Annotated in this window: 17 protein-coding genes; 14 read left to right on the top strand and 3 right to left on the bottom strand. The window is 68.5% G+C overall.

Annotation, left to right across the window (positions count from 1 at the left end; genetic code table 11):
* Window positions 1–28: 28 nt before the first annotated feature.
* Both CEK69_RS06770 and fucP read right to left on the bottom strand, forming a co-directional pair.
* On the bottom strand, window positions 29–403 hold the full coding sequence (locus CEK69_RS06770) for an L-rhamnose mutarotase (protein WP_017910859.1): 375 nt from the start codon (window positions 401–403) through the stop codon (window positions 29–31).
* Window positions 404–406: 3 nt separating this feature from the next.
* The gene (fucP, locus tag CEK69_RS06765; protein ID WP_017911550.1) at window positions 407–1714 is read right to left on the bottom strand and encodes an L-fucose:H+ symporter permease; all 1308 of its coding nucleotides are present in this window, start codon (window positions 1712–1714) and stop codon (window positions 407–409) included.
* A gap of 212 nt (window positions 1715–1926) precedes the next feature.
* Between fucP and CEK69_RS06760 the strand changes: the two genes are divergently transcribed.
* From CEK69_RS06760 to CEK69_RS06720, 9 genes are all read left to right on the top strand, one after another.
* The gene (locus tag CEK69_RS06760; RefSeq protein WP_017910861.1) at window positions 1927–2679 is read left to right on the top strand and encodes an IclR family transcriptional regulator; all 753 of its coding nucleotides are present in this window, start codon (window positions 1927–1929) and stop codon (window positions 2677–2679) included.
* Between the two features lie 221 nt (window positions 2680–2900).
* Window positions 2901–3389, top strand: coding sequence for a hypothetical protein (locus tag CEK69_RS06755; protein WP_152244604.1), 489 nt, complete (start codon window positions 2901–2903; stop codon window positions 3387–3389).
* Between the two features lie 59 nt (window positions 3390–3448).
* Window positions 3449–3856 carry a hypothetical protein gene (locus CEK69_RS06750; RefSeq protein WP_152244602.1) on the top strand — a complete coding sequence of 136 codons (408 nt, stop codon included), beginning with the start codon at window positions 3449–3451 and terminating at the stop codon, window positions 3854–3856.
* A gap of 23 nt (window positions 3857–3879) precedes the next feature.
* Entirely contained in the window at window positions 3880–4368 is a 489-nt protein-coding gene (locus tag CEK69_RS06745) for a DUF6650 family protein (protein ID WP_152244600.1), read from the top strand.
* 61 nt (window positions 4369–4429) lie between these two features.
* Entirely contained in the window at window positions 4430–4861 is a 432-nt protein-coding gene (locus CEK69_RS06740; protein WP_152244598.1) for a hypothetical protein, read from the top strand.
* A 75-nt stretch (window positions 4862–4936) separates the two neighbouring features.
* Entirely contained in the window at window positions 4937–5221 is a 285-nt protein-coding gene (locus CEK69_RS06735; protein WP_226975067.1) for a hypothetical protein, read from the top strand.
* A 391-nt stretch (window positions 5222–5612) separates the two neighbouring features.
* On the top strand, window positions 5613–6173 hold the full coding sequence (locus CEK69_RS06730) for a TlpA disulfide reductase family protein (protein WP_173003435.1): 561 nt from the start codon (window positions 5613–5615) through the stop codon (window positions 6171–6173).
* Between the two features lie 3 nt (window positions 6174–6176).
* On the top strand, window positions 6177–6392 hold the full coding sequence (locus CEK69_RS06725; protein WP_026143700.1) for a hypothetical protein: 216 nt from the start codon (window positions 6177–6179) through the stop codon (window positions 6390–6392).
* A gap of 214 nt (window positions 6393–6606) precedes the next feature.
* Window positions 6607–7209: a DUF4142 domain-containing protein gene (locus tag CEK69_RS06720; protein ID WP_193313921.1), complete on the top strand. Its 603-nt coding sequence runs from the start codon at window positions 6607–6609 to the stop codon at window positions 7207–7209.
* A gap of 195 nt (window positions 7210–7404) precedes the next feature.
* On the opposite strand, the gene CEK69_RS06715 is transcribed toward CEK69_RS06720, so the two are convergent.
* On the bottom strand, window positions 7405–8475 hold the full coding sequence (locus tag CEK69_RS06715) for a pirin family protein (RefSeq protein ID WP_226975066.1): 1071 nt from the start codon (window positions 8473–8475) through the stop codon (window positions 7405–7407).
* Between the two features lie 355 nt (window positions 8476–8830).
* On the opposite strand from CEK69_RS06715, the gene CEK69_RS06710 reads away from it, so the two are divergent.
* The 5 genes from CEK69_RS06710 (at window position 8831) to CEK69_RS06690 (ending at window position 15710) form a co-directional block, all read left to right on the top strand.
* Window positions 8831–9346 carry a sigma-70 family RNA polymerase sigma factor gene (locus CEK69_RS06710; RefSeq protein ID WP_026143698.1) on the top strand — a complete coding sequence of 172 codons (516 nt, stop codon included), beginning with the start codon at window positions 8831–8833 and terminating at the stop codon, window positions 9344–9346.
* Window positions 9339–10433 (top strand): FecR domain-containing protein, encoded by a 1095-nt coding sequence (locus tag CEK69_RS06705; RefSeq protein WP_152244590.1) that lies wholly within the window; start codon window positions 9339–9341, stop codon window positions 10431–10433. Before CEK69_RS06710 ends, CEK69_RS06705 begins: the two co-directional genes overlap by 8 nt.
* Window positions 10434–10547: 114 nt before the next feature.
* The gene (locus CEK69_RS06700; protein ID WP_152244588.1) at window positions 10548–13049 is read left to right on the top strand and encodes a TonB-dependent receptor; all 2502 of its coding nucleotides are present in this window, start codon (window positions 10548–10550) and stop codon (window positions 13047–13049) included.
* A gap of 32 nt (window positions 13050–13081) precedes the next feature.
* Window positions 13082–14368 carry a histidine-type phosphatase gene (locus CEK69_RS06695; protein WP_226975065.1) on the top strand — a complete coding sequence of 429 codons (1287 nt, stop codon included), beginning with the start codon at window positions 13082–13084 and terminating at the stop codon, window positions 14366–14368.
* A gap of 319 nt (window positions 14369–14687) precedes the next feature.
* Entirely contained in the window at window positions 14688–15710 is a 1023-nt protein-coding gene (locus tag CEK69_RS06690) for an NAD(P)H-quinone oxidoreductase (RefSeq protein ID WP_152244584.1), read from the top strand.
* Window positions 15711–15714 lie beyond the last annotated feature (4 nt).

Raw genomic sequence — 15714 nt, 5'->3', positions numbered from 1 at the left:
CAACACACGCATACGCCCACGCAATACCTCAGCCCGTGCCGTTGCGCTCCTGCGCGGCCAGCGCCGCCTGCAAGGAAAAGATCTGCAGCGCTTCGCGCCATTTCTCGCCGGGCGCCGAGCCGGGCAAGGGTTTCTGGAAGCGCCACATCAACTCCTCCCACGCCTGCACGCGCGGATCGGCGGCGTCGGCAGCGGCCTTGGCGGCGGGCGAATAGTCCTCGTCCACCTCCATCAGCATCACCAGGCGGTCGCCGCAGCGGTGGATGTCCAGCTCGCGGATGCCGGCGGCGCGCAGCGAGGCGACGATCTCCGGCCACACGGTGTCGGGCCGGTGCCAGCGTTCGTATTCGGCGATCAGCGCCGGGTCGTCGTGCAGGTCCAGCAGGTAGCAATGGCGCGGCATGGTTCAGGCTCCGCGGGCAGAGGGAAGGGGCGCCACGCGGTTTCGCGCCGCATGCAGCGCGAAGCCGAGGATCACCGCGAAGCCGATCGCAGGCACCGCCAGCGCCCAGTGGATGCCGGCATGGTCGGACACCGCGCCCATCACCGCGGTCAACGCGGCACCGCCGATGATCGCCATGACGATCAGCGAGGCCCCCAGCTTGCGCGCGTCGTCGTCCAGTCCGTCCAGGCCCAGGGCGAAGATGGTCGGGAACATCACCGACATGAACAGGCTGCTGGCGACCAGCGCATACAGGCCGATCCAGCCCGGCAGCGCCACCGCCACCGCGCACAGCAGCAGGTTGAGCAGGGCGAACACGCCCAGCAGCCGTGCCGGCGCCAGGAAGCGCAGCAGCGCGGTGCCGATGAAGCGGCCGGCCATGAACAGCACCAGCGACAGGGTGAGGAAATCGGCGGCGGTCTTCTCCGGGGTGCCGGGCACGCCGTCCTGCAGGTAGCGGATCAGGTAGCTCCAGATGCCCACCTGCGCACCGACGTAGAAGAACTGCGCGATCACCGCGAACACGAAGCGGCCATTGCGCCGCAACTGGCCGAAGCCGCCGGCGCGCGCGCCATCGCCACCGGCGCGGGTGGCGGGGAAGCGGGTCAGCCCGATCAGCAGCGCCCACAGCAGCACCACCGCGCCGATGATCAGGTACGGCGTCTGCACCGCCAGCGACTCGGTGGCGAAGAAGGCCTCGCGCGCGGCCGGCGCCATCGCCGCCAGTTCCTGCGGCGTGTGCTCCACGCCGGAGAGGATGAAGTGCTGGCCGACCAGGATGCCGGTGATCGACCCCAGCGGGTTGAACGCCTGCGCCAGGTTCAGCCGCCGCGCCGCGCCCTCGGCGGGGCCGAGCACGGTGACCAGCGGGTTGGCGGTGGTTTCCAGGAAGGCCAGACCGCTGGCGATGACGAACAGCGCCAGCAGGAACAGCCAGTAGGTGTGCACCTGCGCGGCGGGGTAGAACAGGAACGCACCGACCGCGTACAGCAGCAGGCCCAGCACCACCGCGGCCTTGTAGCTGTAGCGTCGCATGAACATCGCCGCCGGGATCGCGAACACGAAGTAACCCAGGTAGAACGCGCTCTGCACCAGCCCGGCCTGCAGGTCGCTCAGCTCGAAGGCCTTCTTGAACTGCTTGATCAGGATGTCGTTGAGGTTGTTCGCCATGCCCCAGAGGAAGAACAGGCTGACGATCAGGACCAACGGCGCAAGCGCGGTCCGGGTGAGACTGGCGGACGCCGGTGTGGCGGATTCGCTGCTGTAGTGCATTGCCGCCTACCCCTCCCAAGGTGTGCCGCGTCGCGTTCGGATTGTTGGCGGAGCGTACTGCGCTGGCGAGTGCCATGCAAATATAAAATTTGAGTTCATATGTGGATTGCGATGCAGCATCGACGCGTGGGCTGCGGGGTCCCAGGCGGTGCGAGCCGGCGCGGCCTCCCTGTACCCTAGTCCTCTTCACCTGCTGCCGGGTCCTCGACGGAATGACCACCCCCTTGCCCAAGTACCGCGCGCCCGCCCTGGACAAGGGGCTGGACATCCTGGAGCTGCTGGCGCGCGACGGGCGGCCGATGAGCATGGGCGAGATCTCGCAGGGCATCGGTCGCTCGCGCGGCGAGATCTTCCGCATGCTGCAGGTGCTGGAAGAGCGCGGCTACCTGACCCGCACCGCGGGCGAGGGCGGCTACACGCTGACCAACCGCCTGTTCATGCTCGGCATGCAGCAGCCGCGGGTGCAGAACGTCACCGAGGTGGCGCTGCCGGTGATGCGCGCGCTGGCCGACGCGATCCGCCAGCCCTGCCACCTGGTGGCGCCGTCGGACGACCAGATCGTGGTCATCGCGCAGATGGACGTGCCCAGCGACCTCGGCCTGGTGGTGCGCCCCGGCCACCGCCGCCCGTTCGCGCATTCCACCTCCGGCCTGGTGCTGTTCGCGTTCCAGCCGGCCGATGCGCAGGCGCAGTTGCTGCAGCGTCTGGATGCCAGCGAGGTGGCCTACGACCGCGCTGCGTTCCTGGCCGCGGCGCAGGAAGTGCACGCGCTGGGATACAGCATCCACCCCAGCGAGGCGGTGGTCGGGGTGATCGACCTCACCGCGCCGATCCTGCAGCACGGCGTCGCTCGCTACACCCTGACCGTGCCCTTCATCGAACGTCGCCCGCAACCGATCGACGCGCAGGCGGCGATGCGCGCGGTGTGCGATGCGGCGGCGCAGATCAGTGCGGCGTTGGCGTAGGTGCCGTGATGCTGGCGGTTCGGAGGCTGGGGTGCCATCGCGGCGTGCAGTAAGCGAGCAGAGGACGTAAGCCCCGAGACTGCGATCCGTGGCATGCTAAACGCTCGGTGGCGGTGCTGGGGAGCATAGCCCATGCGTTGGCATATCCTTGCACTACAGCCCAAACATTCATTCAAGCCGATGCCGCTTCGCGGCGCGGCTTAACTCAGGTGTTAGACACCATGACAGATCAATCTGACTTCAATTCGTTGTATTCCAAGGGCATGCAATCTGTCACTGATCGCCTGACTGAGAGTACTCTAGATCGTATGCGTTCCTCCGCTATTGGTGGGGGGAGCATTTCCCTAGGTGTCATCCTTCTTCTGCTCCAAACAAAACTCGATAGCACTGCTCTTGTCGTCGCGCTCTATATGGCTGTCTTTGCCATCCCTGTTTGGATTGTTGCCTGGCAGTATGTTGAGTCCTACATGTTCTGCGGCAAGGATTCCTACGGGCACTTCAATAGCCCAAAGGGCTCGCTTGTTGCAGTTTCGTTTGCACTACTAGGCATGCTCCTGCTGCTTGTTAGCATTGTTTCGCTTATCTGGCATATGTCCGTTATAGCGGCATTGGCTTTCCTTGCGGCGTCCCTCCTCATGGCGTTCCTTGTGTACAAGCATCACAACGCTGTTCGCATCTACGCAGACAAGGTTGGTCGCGGTGCTGTCTAACAATTTATTCAAGCCCAAGCCGCTCCGCGGCTTGGCTTAATTCAGGCGTTAGTCAGCATATGGACATCGCACACGCATGGGGTTCGACTTGCATCGCGCTCTCCGTGGTTTCGGCGAAAGTTGCGCCGGCGGCCAGGATCGATGGAGGCTCATCGGATCGCTTCGAGCTTTCGCACGCAGAGCTCGTCGCGTCTCTCGCTTCGGAGCAGCAGTTAAAGCTCAGCCTCGCGGAGATCGTCTTTCCCGAGTCGAAGCGGTGCTTGAGCGGGCGTGCGGCGCATGCCGATTCCTTCGTGGAGCAGCAGCTTGGCTGGCAGTTAGAACTCACATCCTGCCGAAAAAAGTTGCACAGTCTGGGCTGCCAGGAAATCACGGTGCGCAGCTATTGTTCACTTAGAATCTCTGATTCAGAGGCTGTGCCGCTTAACAATACGTCCGAGCCGACGCCGCTTCGCGGGTCGGCATAGCTCAAGTGTTAGGGTTCACAGTGATGAAATTTCGAGAGATCGCAAGTCGCCTTACAGGCATCAGCAGCCCGGTGTTCGGCATGTCCTGGAACCCGCCAGAAAGCGATCGGGCTATTGCTCGCCGAGTCATTGCATATCTAGAGGACCGGCGTGTTCTGTATGTCCCCAGCGAGGCAGAATTGCCAGAGCACTGCATTCACTCCGTCTTGGAGATTCGCCGCTTCCTGACCAATGAGTTGGGCTCGCTACCACCTGACGGCTCAATTGCCCAAGCACTCTCAGCCATGCGGGCTGCGTGCCGCAAGTTCCTTGAGACGGTGCAAGCAGACAATGGTGTCATTGTTCGTCATGGCTCAAGCCATGGTCACTACGCTAGCTGGGTCTTCATCGGTGCACTCGGCGAGCTTCGGGGAGTTTTCGGTGTGCACATCGCGGCACTTGCTGCTGCGTACGGCTTAGACATTGAGCAGCAATTGGCAGCCATCATCCCAGCCAATGCGGTTGAGGGCTAACAATTCACTCAGCCCGAATCTGTCTATTGGCTCGGCTTAATTCTGGCGTTAGGGCACACACATGATTCTTTCGCTCTTGATGCAGATGGCGACTAGTACGCCACCTATGCCGCCGCCGGCTTTCCGCGGGCTCTGCACCCCGGTCCAGCCGGAGTTTGCCAAATTTCAGGTTGATGAGGACTACCACGTGATCGGCCAGCAGCGTCGCACCGGAAAGCTCTACTCCGGCACCCTGCGCGTACAGCGGGTTGGAAGCCACTACCAGTTGGTCAGAGTTGTCGGTGGCAAGAGCGTGCGCGGTGTGGCTACGCCGGTGGTATGCGGGCCAGACGAAGTCCACCTGTTGCAGATCCGCTACGCGAACGAGCCAGCGTTCAACTGTAAAATGAGCATTAACTATGACAACTATTCGGTGGCTAGCTGCGGTCCTGGCGGCCGAGACGGCTGGGCAGTCACCGGCTTGGAAGCGTGGTATCCCAATGGTGCACCCTAACAATTCGTCCAAGACGATGCCGTCTCGCTATGTAGATTAACTCAGGTGTTAGGCAGCACGGAGAACGAGGCTATCGTGGCTCATAAGAAGAAAATTCACGCGCACATCGAAGCGGCTGCTGATGAGCTCATCGCCTTTGTGCGCAGCTGTGAGGCGGACTACGTCGAACGATGGGTTCCCACGGTTCACGTCAAAGACGCCCTGGAGCTCAACTTTGTCGCCACGCCGCAGCAAGGACGGCAGTACGGCCCGAAGGGCTGGCTGTTCGCCATCCTCGCCAGGGTGCTCGAAGATCAAGGCGTGCTTGAACACAAGAAGGTTGGCAACCGTTCCTACTGCAGATCAAGGGCTGCTGCCTAACAATCGATCCAAGCCGGCGCCACTTCGTGGCGCGGCTTAACGCAGGGTAGGCCGCCTGACCCGTCTGCGACGTACAGCGCTCGGGAGGCCTCACTGACGTGCCGCCACCGGTGCGTCGACCACGCGCAGCATCCCCCGTGCCGCTGTTCTCGCGCTGCACGCGCCGAGCACGCGGCAAGGTCAGCGAATGCCTGCGCCTGCGCTGCATGACCACATGTGCGCCACACCGCTGGAATGCGCGCCCACGGTGCACGTGACTCGATCCCCAGCCTGATCACGCAGTCGCTGCGCGTGCGCGCAAAGCGTTGACCTGTGCGCCACCGCTGCGCAGCCTGCAGGGAACACGGCGACATGGACACACGGCATGGCACGGCGGTTTCCCTGGAGTTGGTTGGCGGTGCTGGCGGCATGCGCGTTGGTGCTGGTGCTGGCCTGGCAGAACCGCGGTCTGCGCGAGGAACGGCGCTGGTTCGTCACCCGCACCACCGAGCCGTATTTGGGCATGTATGTGCCGCGCATCGCCGCTACCACCTTGGACGGTGCGCCGCTGACGCTGGGTGAGCCGGCGGCCGAGCGGCAGGTCCTGTTCTTCTTCACCACCACCTGCCCGTACTGCAAGCGCTCGGCGCCGCAGATGGTGCAGGCCGCGCAGCGTCTGGCCGCGCAGCAGCCCGACGTGCAGGTGCTGGGCGTGTGCCAGTGCAGCCCCGCGCAGGCGCAGCACTACGCCGCCGAGCACGGCTTTACGTTTCCGGTGACCACGCTGACCGACCGCCGCGCACTGATGCTGTTCCGCGCGCGCAACGTGCCGACGCTGCTGGCGCTGGACCACGAAGGACGCGTGCGCTATGCGCGCGTCGGCGTTTTCGAGACCACGGAGCGGATGCAGGACCTGATGGCCGCAGTGCGTCGCACGGATGCGCCGCCGGCCTTGGCAACCATCGAGGAGTAAGCCATGAAACAGCGTTGGACAGCGTTACGCAACGGGATGCTTGCGGCCGTGTTCCTGGCCAGCATGGGCTTCGGCGCGGTGCAGGCGACCGCCGGCGACGGCATCGAGAAGGAGGCGGCCTGCAGCGCCTGGGCCTGCCAGCAGGAGTGCGCACCGTTCGGCGGCGAATTGGGGCCGGGCGGGCCCGGAAAGCCACTGGTCTGCTACTGCTGCGGCTGAGCCGTGTCCGGAGCCGGTCGCACCAGGCCGGCTCCGGCATCGGGGCCGGCCTGGCGGCGATCACGGATCGCAGTGAGCATCTGCCGCGTTGCGACTCTGCAGGGCGCGCCTGGTGCGCGCGATCGCGCCTTGCGTTACGGCCAGCCGCCGCCGATTCACGCAGGTTTGCGCGCTGGCTGGGCATGGTGGAACGCAGACCAACCAGGAGCGCTTCATGACCTCACCTCTTCATCCCGTCCGTCTGTCCCTGCTCGCCGCGCTCACCGCCGTGGCGCTGAGCGGCTGCGGCAAGCCCGGCGACCAGGCCTCGCGCACCGCACCGGCCACCTCGCCGGAGCCCACCGCCGCGCCGGTGGGTGGCGAAAGCGGACGCGCACCGATCGGCGGCGACGCCTCGGCCAAGGCGATGCTGCAGGTGTTGGAGGGCAACGTGGTGGCGCTGTCCAAGCAGGCGCTGTCGCGCAACGTCAGCAAGACCGTGGCCGACTTCGCCCGCGAGACCATCGCCGTGCACCACGATGCCGACCCGGCCACGGCCGGCAAGGGCGGCCCCGGCGATGCGGAGAAGATCGCCGCGCAGGTGGCCAAGGGCCGCGCGCAACTGCAGGCGCTGAGCGATGAGAAGGACGACTCCGCCTACATGAACGCCTACGCGGCGGCAGTGGTGCGGCAGTACTCCGACGCGCTGTCGGTGATCGATGCCGAGCTGGTGCCGGCGGCCAAGGAAGACGCCACCCGCCAGGAACTGCAGCAGGCGCGCAAGCGCATCGCCGAGCAACTGGAGCGCGCGCAGGCGCTGGCCTCGGCGCGCTACTGAGCACCTAGCCCCTCTCCCGTTGGGGCGACAGGGTGCGGCCTGCGCCACTGGCGCGCGCACCCTGGAGCGCCCGCGCCGCAAGCGCGGGCCGGGGCGCGGAGCGGGGATTGGGGTGAGGGGACGGCGCCAAGCGACTCGCAGAATTGGTATGTACGAGGCTGGGAACGCGGCGTCCTCTCGCATCGGCGACACGCCCTAGCCGTCGACGGCGACCGCGTGCGACGCCGGCCGCTCCTCGCGCCCATCCGGATGTCGCGCGAAACGGGTCGGGTCGCTGCCGTGCACCGGCGCCTCGTCCCGCCATGGCCAGCCGCCGAACTGGGTGCGGCGATAGTCGGCCATGGCCTGGGCGATCTCGGCCTGCGTGTTCATCACGAACGGACCGTGTTGCGCCACCGGTTCGGCGATCGGTCGGCCTTGCAGCACCAGGAACTCGCTCGCCTCGCCGTCGCCATTGACCAACTCGACCGCCTGATCGGCGCGCAACTCGATCGCCGCGTGGCGGGTCACCGGGCGCCCGCCCACCGTCACCGCTGCGCCCTTGAAGAAGTACAGGCTGCGGCGCGTGCCGCGGCCTTGCGCGGCGGGCAGGGTCCAGCGTGCGCCGGGTGCCATGCGGATCGTCCAGATGGCCACATCGGCATCGTCCTGCGCGGCCCATGAATCCGGTGGCGGCGCGAGCGGGCCGCCGGCGCTGCCTGGCGCGGCGTCGACCGGGCCGATGCGGCCGGCCACGCAGGCCACCTCGGTGGTGCGGCCGGCATCGTCGGTGGCGGTGAAGCGCGGCAGGTCTTCCGACCAGAACATGGTGAAGTGCGGCGCAGCCAGCTTGTTGCGCGCCGGCAGGTTGAGCCAGATCTGGAACAACTCCAGCGGGTTGGGTGCGGCCGTGTCCAGCAGCGGGAACATCTCCGAATGGACGATGCCCGCGCCGGCCGTCACCCACTGCACGTCGCCGGCGCCGAAGCGCGCCGCCGCACCGAGCGAGTCGGCATGATCGATCAGGCCCTTGCGCACGATGGTCACGGTCTCGAAGCCACGGTGCGGATGGCCGGGAAAGCCGGGAATCTCTTCGCCGTGATACATGCTCCAGCCGTCCTTGCGGCTGAAGTCCTGGCCGATGGCGCGGCCGTGCAGGGACGCCGCCGGCCCCATCGCGCCGTTGCCGGCGGGGTAGGCATCGTCGTGGTAGACGCAGAACAGGAACGGGTCGATCGTGTCCCAAGGGAAGCCGAGCGGCTTGATCTGGACGATGGGGTCGGTCATGGAGAGATCCTTCATGCGAACGCCGCCCAAGGTTGGAGGCGGCAATCTTCACGATATGGGGCGATGCCCACGGAACGGAAGGCCGCTTCGAGAGACATCCTGTCCCGCACGGGAAACGCTGGGACGCGCCGCCGCCGCGTCCGTGGCGATGGTGCAGGCGCGGTGACCGGCCGCGTCGCATGCGCCGAGCGAGCGAAACCGGCAGTCAGCGGCATGCACTGAATGCCTGCTGGGGCGCAACCGCTCCTCCGCGCCCGCACGACCGGTACGTCATCGGACTGTCATCGCCGAGGACCAGCATCGCAGCCTTTCCGAATCCGCCGGCCGCCGATGGCGCCGGTACTGCGAGTGGCTGGTGCGTTCCGAACCCCTGCCGGCGTTGTCGCGGCTGTTCCTGCAATGGCGGCCGTCGCTGAGCCGCTATTTCCGCAAGCGCCGCGCCGCGGCCTGGGATGCCGACGACCTGCTGCAGGAAGTGTGGCTGCGGCTGCAGCGCAGCGAGGCGCACGCGCCGGAGATCGCCAATCCCGAAGCCTACCTGTTCACCATCGCTGCCAACCTGATGCGTGAGCACGCGCTGCTGCACCAGCGCAACAGCCAGCGCGACACCTGCCTGGACGATGTGCTGGAGCGGCTGGCGGTGCCCTGCGAGGCCGATGCGCAGGTGCACCGCGCGCAACGCCGGCAGCGCCTGGCCGAGCTGATGGCACGGCTGCCGCCGAAGTGTCGCGCGGCGATGACGCTGCGCTACCGCGACGAACTGGGCTACCAGGAAATCGCCGAGCAACTGCAGATCTCCAGCCACATGGTCAAGAAATACATCATCAAAGGCCTGGCGGTGTGCCGGCAGGGCATGGCGCGCTATGCGTGAGGATGCGCAGCGCGTCGCCGAGGCGGCCGCGGACTGGTACCTGGCGCAGCGCGAGACCGCGCTGCCGCCGGCGCGGCAGGCCGAGTTCCTGGCCTGGCTGCGGCACTCGCCGGCGCACGTGGCCGCCTATTTCGACATCGCGCGGATGCACGGCGACCTGCCGTCCGCGGCGCAGGCGCAGCAGGCCAGCAGTGCGCAGCTGCGCGCGCATGCCTTGCGCAGCGGGGCGGTGGTGGTGCCGTTGCGCCCGGATGTGGACACGCCGACGTCGGTGCCCCACCCGCGGCGTGTCCTGCCACGGCGCAGGCGCAGGCGCAGGCGCTGGCCGCTGGCGGCCGCCGCCGTGCTCGCGCTGGCCGCCGCGGGTGTGGCGCTGCGCCTGAGCGCGCCGGAGCAGGTGCCGGCGACGGTGTACGCAGCGCCAGCGGACGCGCCGCGCAGCGTCGCGCTGGACGACGGCAGCGTGGTGCAACTGGAGCGCGGTGGCGCGATCGCGGTGCGCTACGGCACGCAGCGTCGCGACATCGCCCTGCTGCGCGGCAAGGCGGTGTTCGATCTCGGCCACGATCCGGCGCGGCCGCTGCGGGTCAGCGTCGGCGCGCTGGTGCTGCGCGACGTCGGCACCGTGTTCGGGGTCGACCCGCAGGCCGGCGGCGCCCGCGTCACCGTGCTGCAGGGGCGGGTGCAGGTGTCGCGCGATACCCCGGCGTGGTGGCACCGAGGCGACCTGCCGTCGGAGGGGACGACGCTGGCCGACCTGGGCCGCGGCCAGCAGGCGCGGCTGGATGCGCAGGGCCGCGTGCTGGCGCGGCGCGACCACGCCGACATCGCCGACGCCACCGCCTGGCTGCCGGCGCAGGTCGGCGTGCACGATCGCAGCCTGGGCGAAGTGGCGCGTCTGTTCAACGCCTACACCACGCAGCCGCTGCGCATCGCCGACCCGGCGCTGGCGGCGCGGCGGGTCAGCGGGGTGTTCCACCTGCGCGATCCGGAGGCCTTCGTCGCCTATCTCGGCAGCCTGCCGGACGTGCAGGTGCAGCGCGATGCGCACGCGGTGACCATCCGCCACGCACCGGCCCCGCTGTAAGAAAAAATTCATGCAATCGACGGTAGCCGCACGGCGCACCGGGGCACTCCTAGGAAGCATGGCCGTCGCGCAGCACGCGCGGGCCCGCCCTTCCTCCCCTCCGGTGTGATCGTCATGCGCAAGCCTCTCGTCGTCTCCATCGCCCTGCTGTTGGGCTGCACGTCCTCGTTGCCGGCCTGGTCGGCGCCCGCCGCCTCCGCCTCGGCCATCGCGCCCATGCCGCTGGCGCAGGCGCTGGACCAGTTCGCGCGCAGCAGCGGGCTGCAACTGATGTACGACCCGGCGCTGGCCGAAGGCCTGCGCAGCAGCGGTGCCCCGGCCGGCCTGGCGCCGCCGCAGCAGTTGCATGCCTTGCTAGCCGGCACCGGCCTGGACTACCGCATGCTGACGCCCGGCTCGGTCGCCATCGTGCGCAGCAGCGTCGCCGCCGCGCCGGTCGCCGCCCCACGGGCGCCGCGCAGCGCCGCTCCGGCGCATGTCGAGGCCGACGGCGAACACGACGGCCCGCGCGAACTGGCGCCGATCAACGTCACCGCCAACAGCGTCGACACGCTGGCGCCCAGCGCCGCGCCGCTGGAGGCGAGCCAGCCGACCTCGGTGATCGACGAGCGCTTCATCCGCGACGGCCTGCGCCTGAACTCGAACTACGACGACATCATCAAGTACGCGCCCAGCGTGGTCACTACTTCGCCGGAAGGTCCGGGCCTGGGCAAGAACGAAGGCGTCAGCATCCGCGGCTTCCAGGACGGCCAGTTCAACATCACCTTCGACGGCATTCCCTTCGGCGATGCCAGCGACCTGCACCACACCACCTCGGCCTACTTCAACAATCACGTGCTCGGCCAGGCCGAGATCGACCGCGGCCCCGGCGGCGGCGCCACCATCGGTAACGCAACCTTCGGCGGCACCCTGGCGCTGCGCACGCGCAACCCCAGCCAAGTGGACGGCGTGACCGTGTACGGCACCGGCGGCAGCTGGAACACCTGGGCCGGCGGCGTCAGCGCCGACGAGCACATCGGCAACACGCGCCTGTTCGCGGACCTGTCCAAGGAAGCCAGCGACACGTACCTCAAGGGCACCGATGACCGCCGCGAGCACGCCTTCCTCAAGACCGTCACCGATCTGGGCGAGGCGACCACGCTGACCTTCGTCAGCAGCTACAACCAGGAGCACCAGAACACCGTGCAGGGCGCCACCCGCGCGCAGATCGCGCAGCATGGCTGGCGCTACGGCCTGGGCAACGATCCGACCCTGCAGAACTACACCGGCTACAACGCCGCCGCCTACTACTCCAGCTTCACCTACCTGGGCCTGAGCACGCGCCTGGGCGAGTGGGACCTGGACAACAAGGTCTACTACAACAGCTTCGACCACACCGCTTCCAAGACCAGCATCCCCACCAGCGAGAGCGCTGCCGACAACGGCGTGACCTTCTACAGCGCGACTGGCAAGAAGCTGTCCAAGGCCGCCAAGGACGTGCCGGGCAAGCTCTCGGACAACGACTTCCGCGCCTTCGGCGATGTGCTGCGGCTGGCCCGCGACCTGGGACCGGGCCAGTTGCAGACCGGCGTGTGGGTGGAGCGCAACCTCGACGAGCGCCAGCAGTTGCCGGTGGACATGACGACCGGCGCGGCCAGCGGCACCAAGTACGGCCCGCTGTACAACTACAACCTGCACGACCGCACCGACACCCTGCAGCCGTACCTGCAGTACGACTGGAAGCTCAGCGACAGCCTGACCCTCAGCCCGGGCCTGCGCTACGCGCGGGTGCAGCGCCAGCTCGATGCCGAACTCAACAAGAGCACCCCGCCGGCGCCAGCACACAGCGACGCCAGCTACGACGCCACGCTGCCGTCGCTGAGCCTGCACCAGAGCTTCAACGAGCACTGGAGCGGCTATGTGCAGGCCGCGCGCGGCTTCCTGGCGCCGCCGATCGACGTGATCGAACTCAACGGCGCCCGTGGCCTGCGCCCGGAGCTGACCAGCAACTACCAGCTCGGCACCAGCTATGCCGCGCGCGGCCTGACCTTCGGCGCCGACGTCTACTACATCGACTTCAGCAACTACATCAGCCAGACCCTGATCAACACCGACAGCGGCACCGAGAGCGCCTTCGTCAACGGCGGCGGTGCGGTGTACAGGGGCGCCGAGGCCGAGGCCACCTACGCGCTGACGCCGATCCTGAGCCTGTACGCCAACGCCAGCTACAACGACGCCACCTACAAGCACAGCAGCACCCAGGTCGCCGGCACGCCGCGGGTGACCGCCGCCCTGGGCCTGCTGTACAACAGCGGCACCGGCTACTTCGGTTCGCTGATGGAGAAGGTGGTGGGCGCGCAGTACGGCGTGGACAACAGCACCGCGGCCAATGGCACCACGGTGTTCGGCAACGACCAGCGCCTGGGCGGCTACGCCAGCCTGGATGCGGCGCTGGGTTACCGCAGCACGCACGGGCCCTACGGCCTGAAGGGCTACTCGATCAGCATGGACGTCAACAACCTGCTGAACCGGCATGCGCTGATCGGCTACGCCGGCACCCGCTCTTCCGACAACCAGCCGCTGTACTTCGGCCTGGCCGGGCGCGGCGTGTTCCTCGATCTGTCGCTGAAGTTCTGAGGCCGGCCATGTTCGCTTTCCGATTCGCACGCGTGCGCAGTGCATGGCGCGTGGCTGCGTTGCTGTGCGTCGCCAGCGCCGCCTGGTCGGCGGTCGCATCGCCCAAGCCTGCCGCGGCATCGAACGCGGCGGAGGTACGCCTGACGATCGTGGTGATGCGCCACGGCGTGCGCGCACCGACGCAATCGCCAGACGACCTGGCCAGGTACGCCACGCAACCCTGGCCGCAATGGCCGGTGGCGCCCGGCCAGCTCACGGCGCACGGTGCCGCCGGCATGCAGGCGCTGGGTGCGCGCTACCGGCAGCGCTGGCTGTCCACGGCGGCGCTGGCGCCGGACTGCGCCGGGTCCGGCGCGGTAGTGATCGCCGACAGCACGCCGCGCAACCACGATAGCGCGGCGGCCTTCACCGAAGGACTGCTGCCGGGGTGCCAGGCGCATTACCTCGCATTGCCGACGACGCAGAACAATCCGCTGTTCCATTTCGGCAAGGACGAGGACAAGGACGACGATGCACCCGCGCCGCCGCTGCACTTGGACGCGGCCACGCGCGGCCGGCTGCGGGCGCTGCAGCGGGTGCTGTCCGGCTGTGCGGGGTCGACCTGCGCTGCGCAGGAGTCGCCGCGCCTGGACGATCCGCAGCGGCTGCAGGATCCGGCGCAGGCGGCCAAGGTCTTGAAGACCGCCGGCAGCCTGGCCGAGAACCTGATGCTGGAATACGCGCAGGACCTGCCGTTGCCGCAGGTGGCCTGGGGGCGCGCCGATGCCGCAGCGCTGCAGCGGCTGATCGGCCTGCACAGCGCCTCCTTCGCCTACAGCAAGCGGGCGCTGCCGGCGGCGCGTGCCGGCGGCTCCAACCTGCTCGCGCATCTGCTGGCGACGCTGCAGGCCGCGGCCGGGCAGACCCCGGCGGTGGCGCCGCTGGCGCCGGCGGACACGCGCGCGCTGGTGCTGCTCGGCCACGACACCAACCTGGCGCATCTGGCCGGCCTGTTCGGCATCGATCCCATCGTGCGCGGCCAGCCGGACGTGTATCCGCCCGGCGGTGCGCTGCTGCTGGACCTGGTGCGGCAGGACGGCCAGGACTTCCTGCAACTGCGCAGCGTGGTGCCGACCTTGCCGGCGCTGCGGGCCAACCGCTTCGACGGTCGCAGCCTGCGCGAGCGGCGCTGGCCGCTGCCCGGCTGCGGCGGCCGTCTGCGCTGCCCGCTGGCGATCGCCCTGCCGGCGCTGCAGGCGCGGCTGGATCTGCAGCGGGTCGAGGCTGCCGTGCCGGCGATGACCGAGTGGCCGGCGCAGGCGGCGCCAGTGGGCGAGTAGGCGCCGCCTACCTTGAGCGCTTGCGTGAGCGGAGCGTTACGCCTCGACACCGTTGGCGTTGGAAGTGACTGGCGGTCATCGTCACGCGCGTCGCGACTGAAGTCGCTCCCACAGGGGCGTGCGGCGAGCCCGCCGGGTGCACTGTGGGAGGGACTTCCGTCCCGACTGCAGACGGCCTGAGAGGACCAGGCAGGTCTTTCGTGCACTTCATCGCGAACATCGCCCGCCGTCACGGACCCCTCAGCGCGGAAGGTCGATCATCGCGGTTCCCCCACGCGTCTGCGCCTGCGTGCGCCGCGCTCTTTGCCAGGACCCCACCATGTCCCCGACCCACGCCGCCGCGTTGCCCGACACCATGACCGCGATCGAGATCCGCCAGCCCGGTGCGCCCGAGGTGCTGGTGCCGGTGCGCGTGCCGCTACCGCACCCCGGGCGCGGCGAACTGCTGGTGCGGGTGGCTGCGGCCGGCGTCAACCGTCCCGACGTGATGCAGCGCCAGGGCAGCTATCCGCCGCCGCCGGGCGCCTCGCCGCTGCCGGGGCTGGAGTTCGCCGGCGAGGTGGTCGGCCTGGGCGAGGGCGTGGAGCGCTACCGGCTGGGCGACCAGGTCTGCGCGCTGGTCGCCGGCGGCGGCTATGCCGAATACGCGGTGGTGCACGAGCGCAACGCCCTGCCGGTGCCGGCGGCGCTGAGCCTGACCGAGGCCGCGGCGGTGCCGGAAACCTTCTTCACCGTGTGGACCAACGTGTTCCAGCGCGGCCGTCTGCAGTCCGGCGAGACCCTGCTGGTGCACGGCGGCACCTCCGGCATCGGCAGCGTCGCCACACTGCTCGGACGCGCCTTCGGTGCGCGGGTGATCAGCACCGTGGGCTCGGCCGACAAGCGCGCGGCCAGCCTGGCGCTGGGCGCGGAGGCGGCCATCCTGTATCGCGAGGAGGACTTCGTCGCCGAGACCAAGCGCCTCACCGAGGGCCGCGGCGCCGACGTGATCGTGGACCTGATCGGCGGCGACTACCTGGCGCGCAACTACCAGGCCGCGGCGCTGGACGGACGCATCGTGCAGATCGGCATCCAGCAGGGCAAGGTGCGCGAACTGGACTTGATGCCGCTGCTGGCCAAGCGGCTGACCCATACCGGCTCGACCCTGCGTCCGCGCTCGGTGATGGAAAAGGCGGCGATCGCGCGCGAACTGGAGGAGCGGGTGTGGCCGTTGCTGGCCGAGGGTCGCATCAAGCCGCAGGTGGACCGCTGCTTCCCGCTGCAGGAGGCGGCGCAGGCGCATGCGCTGATGGAGTCCAGCGCGCATATCGGCAAGATCGTGCTGACGACGGACGCGCGGTGAACCG

The organism is Xanthomonas sp. LMG 12462, from assembly GCF_009192885.1.
In the GTDB taxonomy this organism is placed as follows: Bacteria; Pseudomonadota; Gammaproteobacteria; order Xanthomonadales; family Xanthomonadaceae; genus Xanthomonas_A; species Xanthomonas_A sontii.
The sequence above is the reverse complement of the archived record's forward strand: the minus strand, read 5'-3'. Positions and strand labels throughout refer to the sequence as shown.

Coding starts and splice junctions, on each gene's coding strand:
- CEK69_RS06770 (WP_017910859.1), bottom strand. CDS start 403: ATGCCGCGCCATTGCTACCTGCTGGACCTGCACGACGACCCGGCGCTG.
- fucP (WP_017911550.1), bottom strand. CDS start 1,714: ATGCACTACAGCAGCGAATCCGCCACACCGGCGTCCGCCAGTCTCACC.
- CEK69_RS06760 (WP_017910861.1), top strand. CDS start 1,927: ATGACCACCCCCTTGCCCAAGTACCGCGCGCCCGCCCTGGACAAGGGG.
- CEK69_RS06755 (WP_152244604.1), top strand. CDS start 2,901: ATGACAGATCAATCTGACTTCAATTCGTTGTATTCCAAGGGCATGCAA.
- CEK69_RS06750 (WP_152244602.1), top strand. CDS start 3,449: ATGGACATCGCACACGCATGGGGTTCGACTTGCATCGCGCTCTCCGTG.
- CEK69_RS06745 (WP_152244600.1), top strand. CDS start 3,880: ATGAAATTTCGAGAGATCGCAAGTCGCCTTACAGGCATCAGCAGCCCG.
- CEK69_RS06740 (WP_152244598.1), top strand. CDS start 4,430: ATGATTCTTTCGCTCTTGATGCAGATGGCGACTAGTACGCCACCTATG.
- CEK69_RS06725 (WP_026143700.1), top strand. CDS start 6,177: ATGAAACAGCGTTGGACAGCGTTACGCAACGGGATGCTTGCGGCCGTG.
- CEK69_RS06720 (WP_193313921.1), top strand. CDS start 6,607: ATGACCTCACCTCTTCATCCCGTCCGTCTGTCCCTGCTCGCCGCGCTC.
- CEK69_RS06715 (WP_226975066.1), bottom strand. CDS start 8,475: ATGACCGACCCCATCGTCCAGATCAAGCCGCTCGGCTTCCCTTGGGAC.
- CEK69_RS06705 (WP_152244590.1), top strand. CDS start 9,339: ATGCGTGAGGATGCGCAGCGCGTCGCCGAGGCGGCCGCGGACTGGTAC.
- CEK69_RS06700 (WP_152244588.1), top strand. CDS start 10,548: ATGCGCAAGCCTCTCGTCGTCTCCATCGCCCTGCTGTTGGGCTGCACG.
- CEK69_RS06690 (WP_152244584.1), top strand. CDS start 14,688: ATGTCCCCGACCCACGCCGCCGCGTTGCCCGACACCATGACCGCGATC.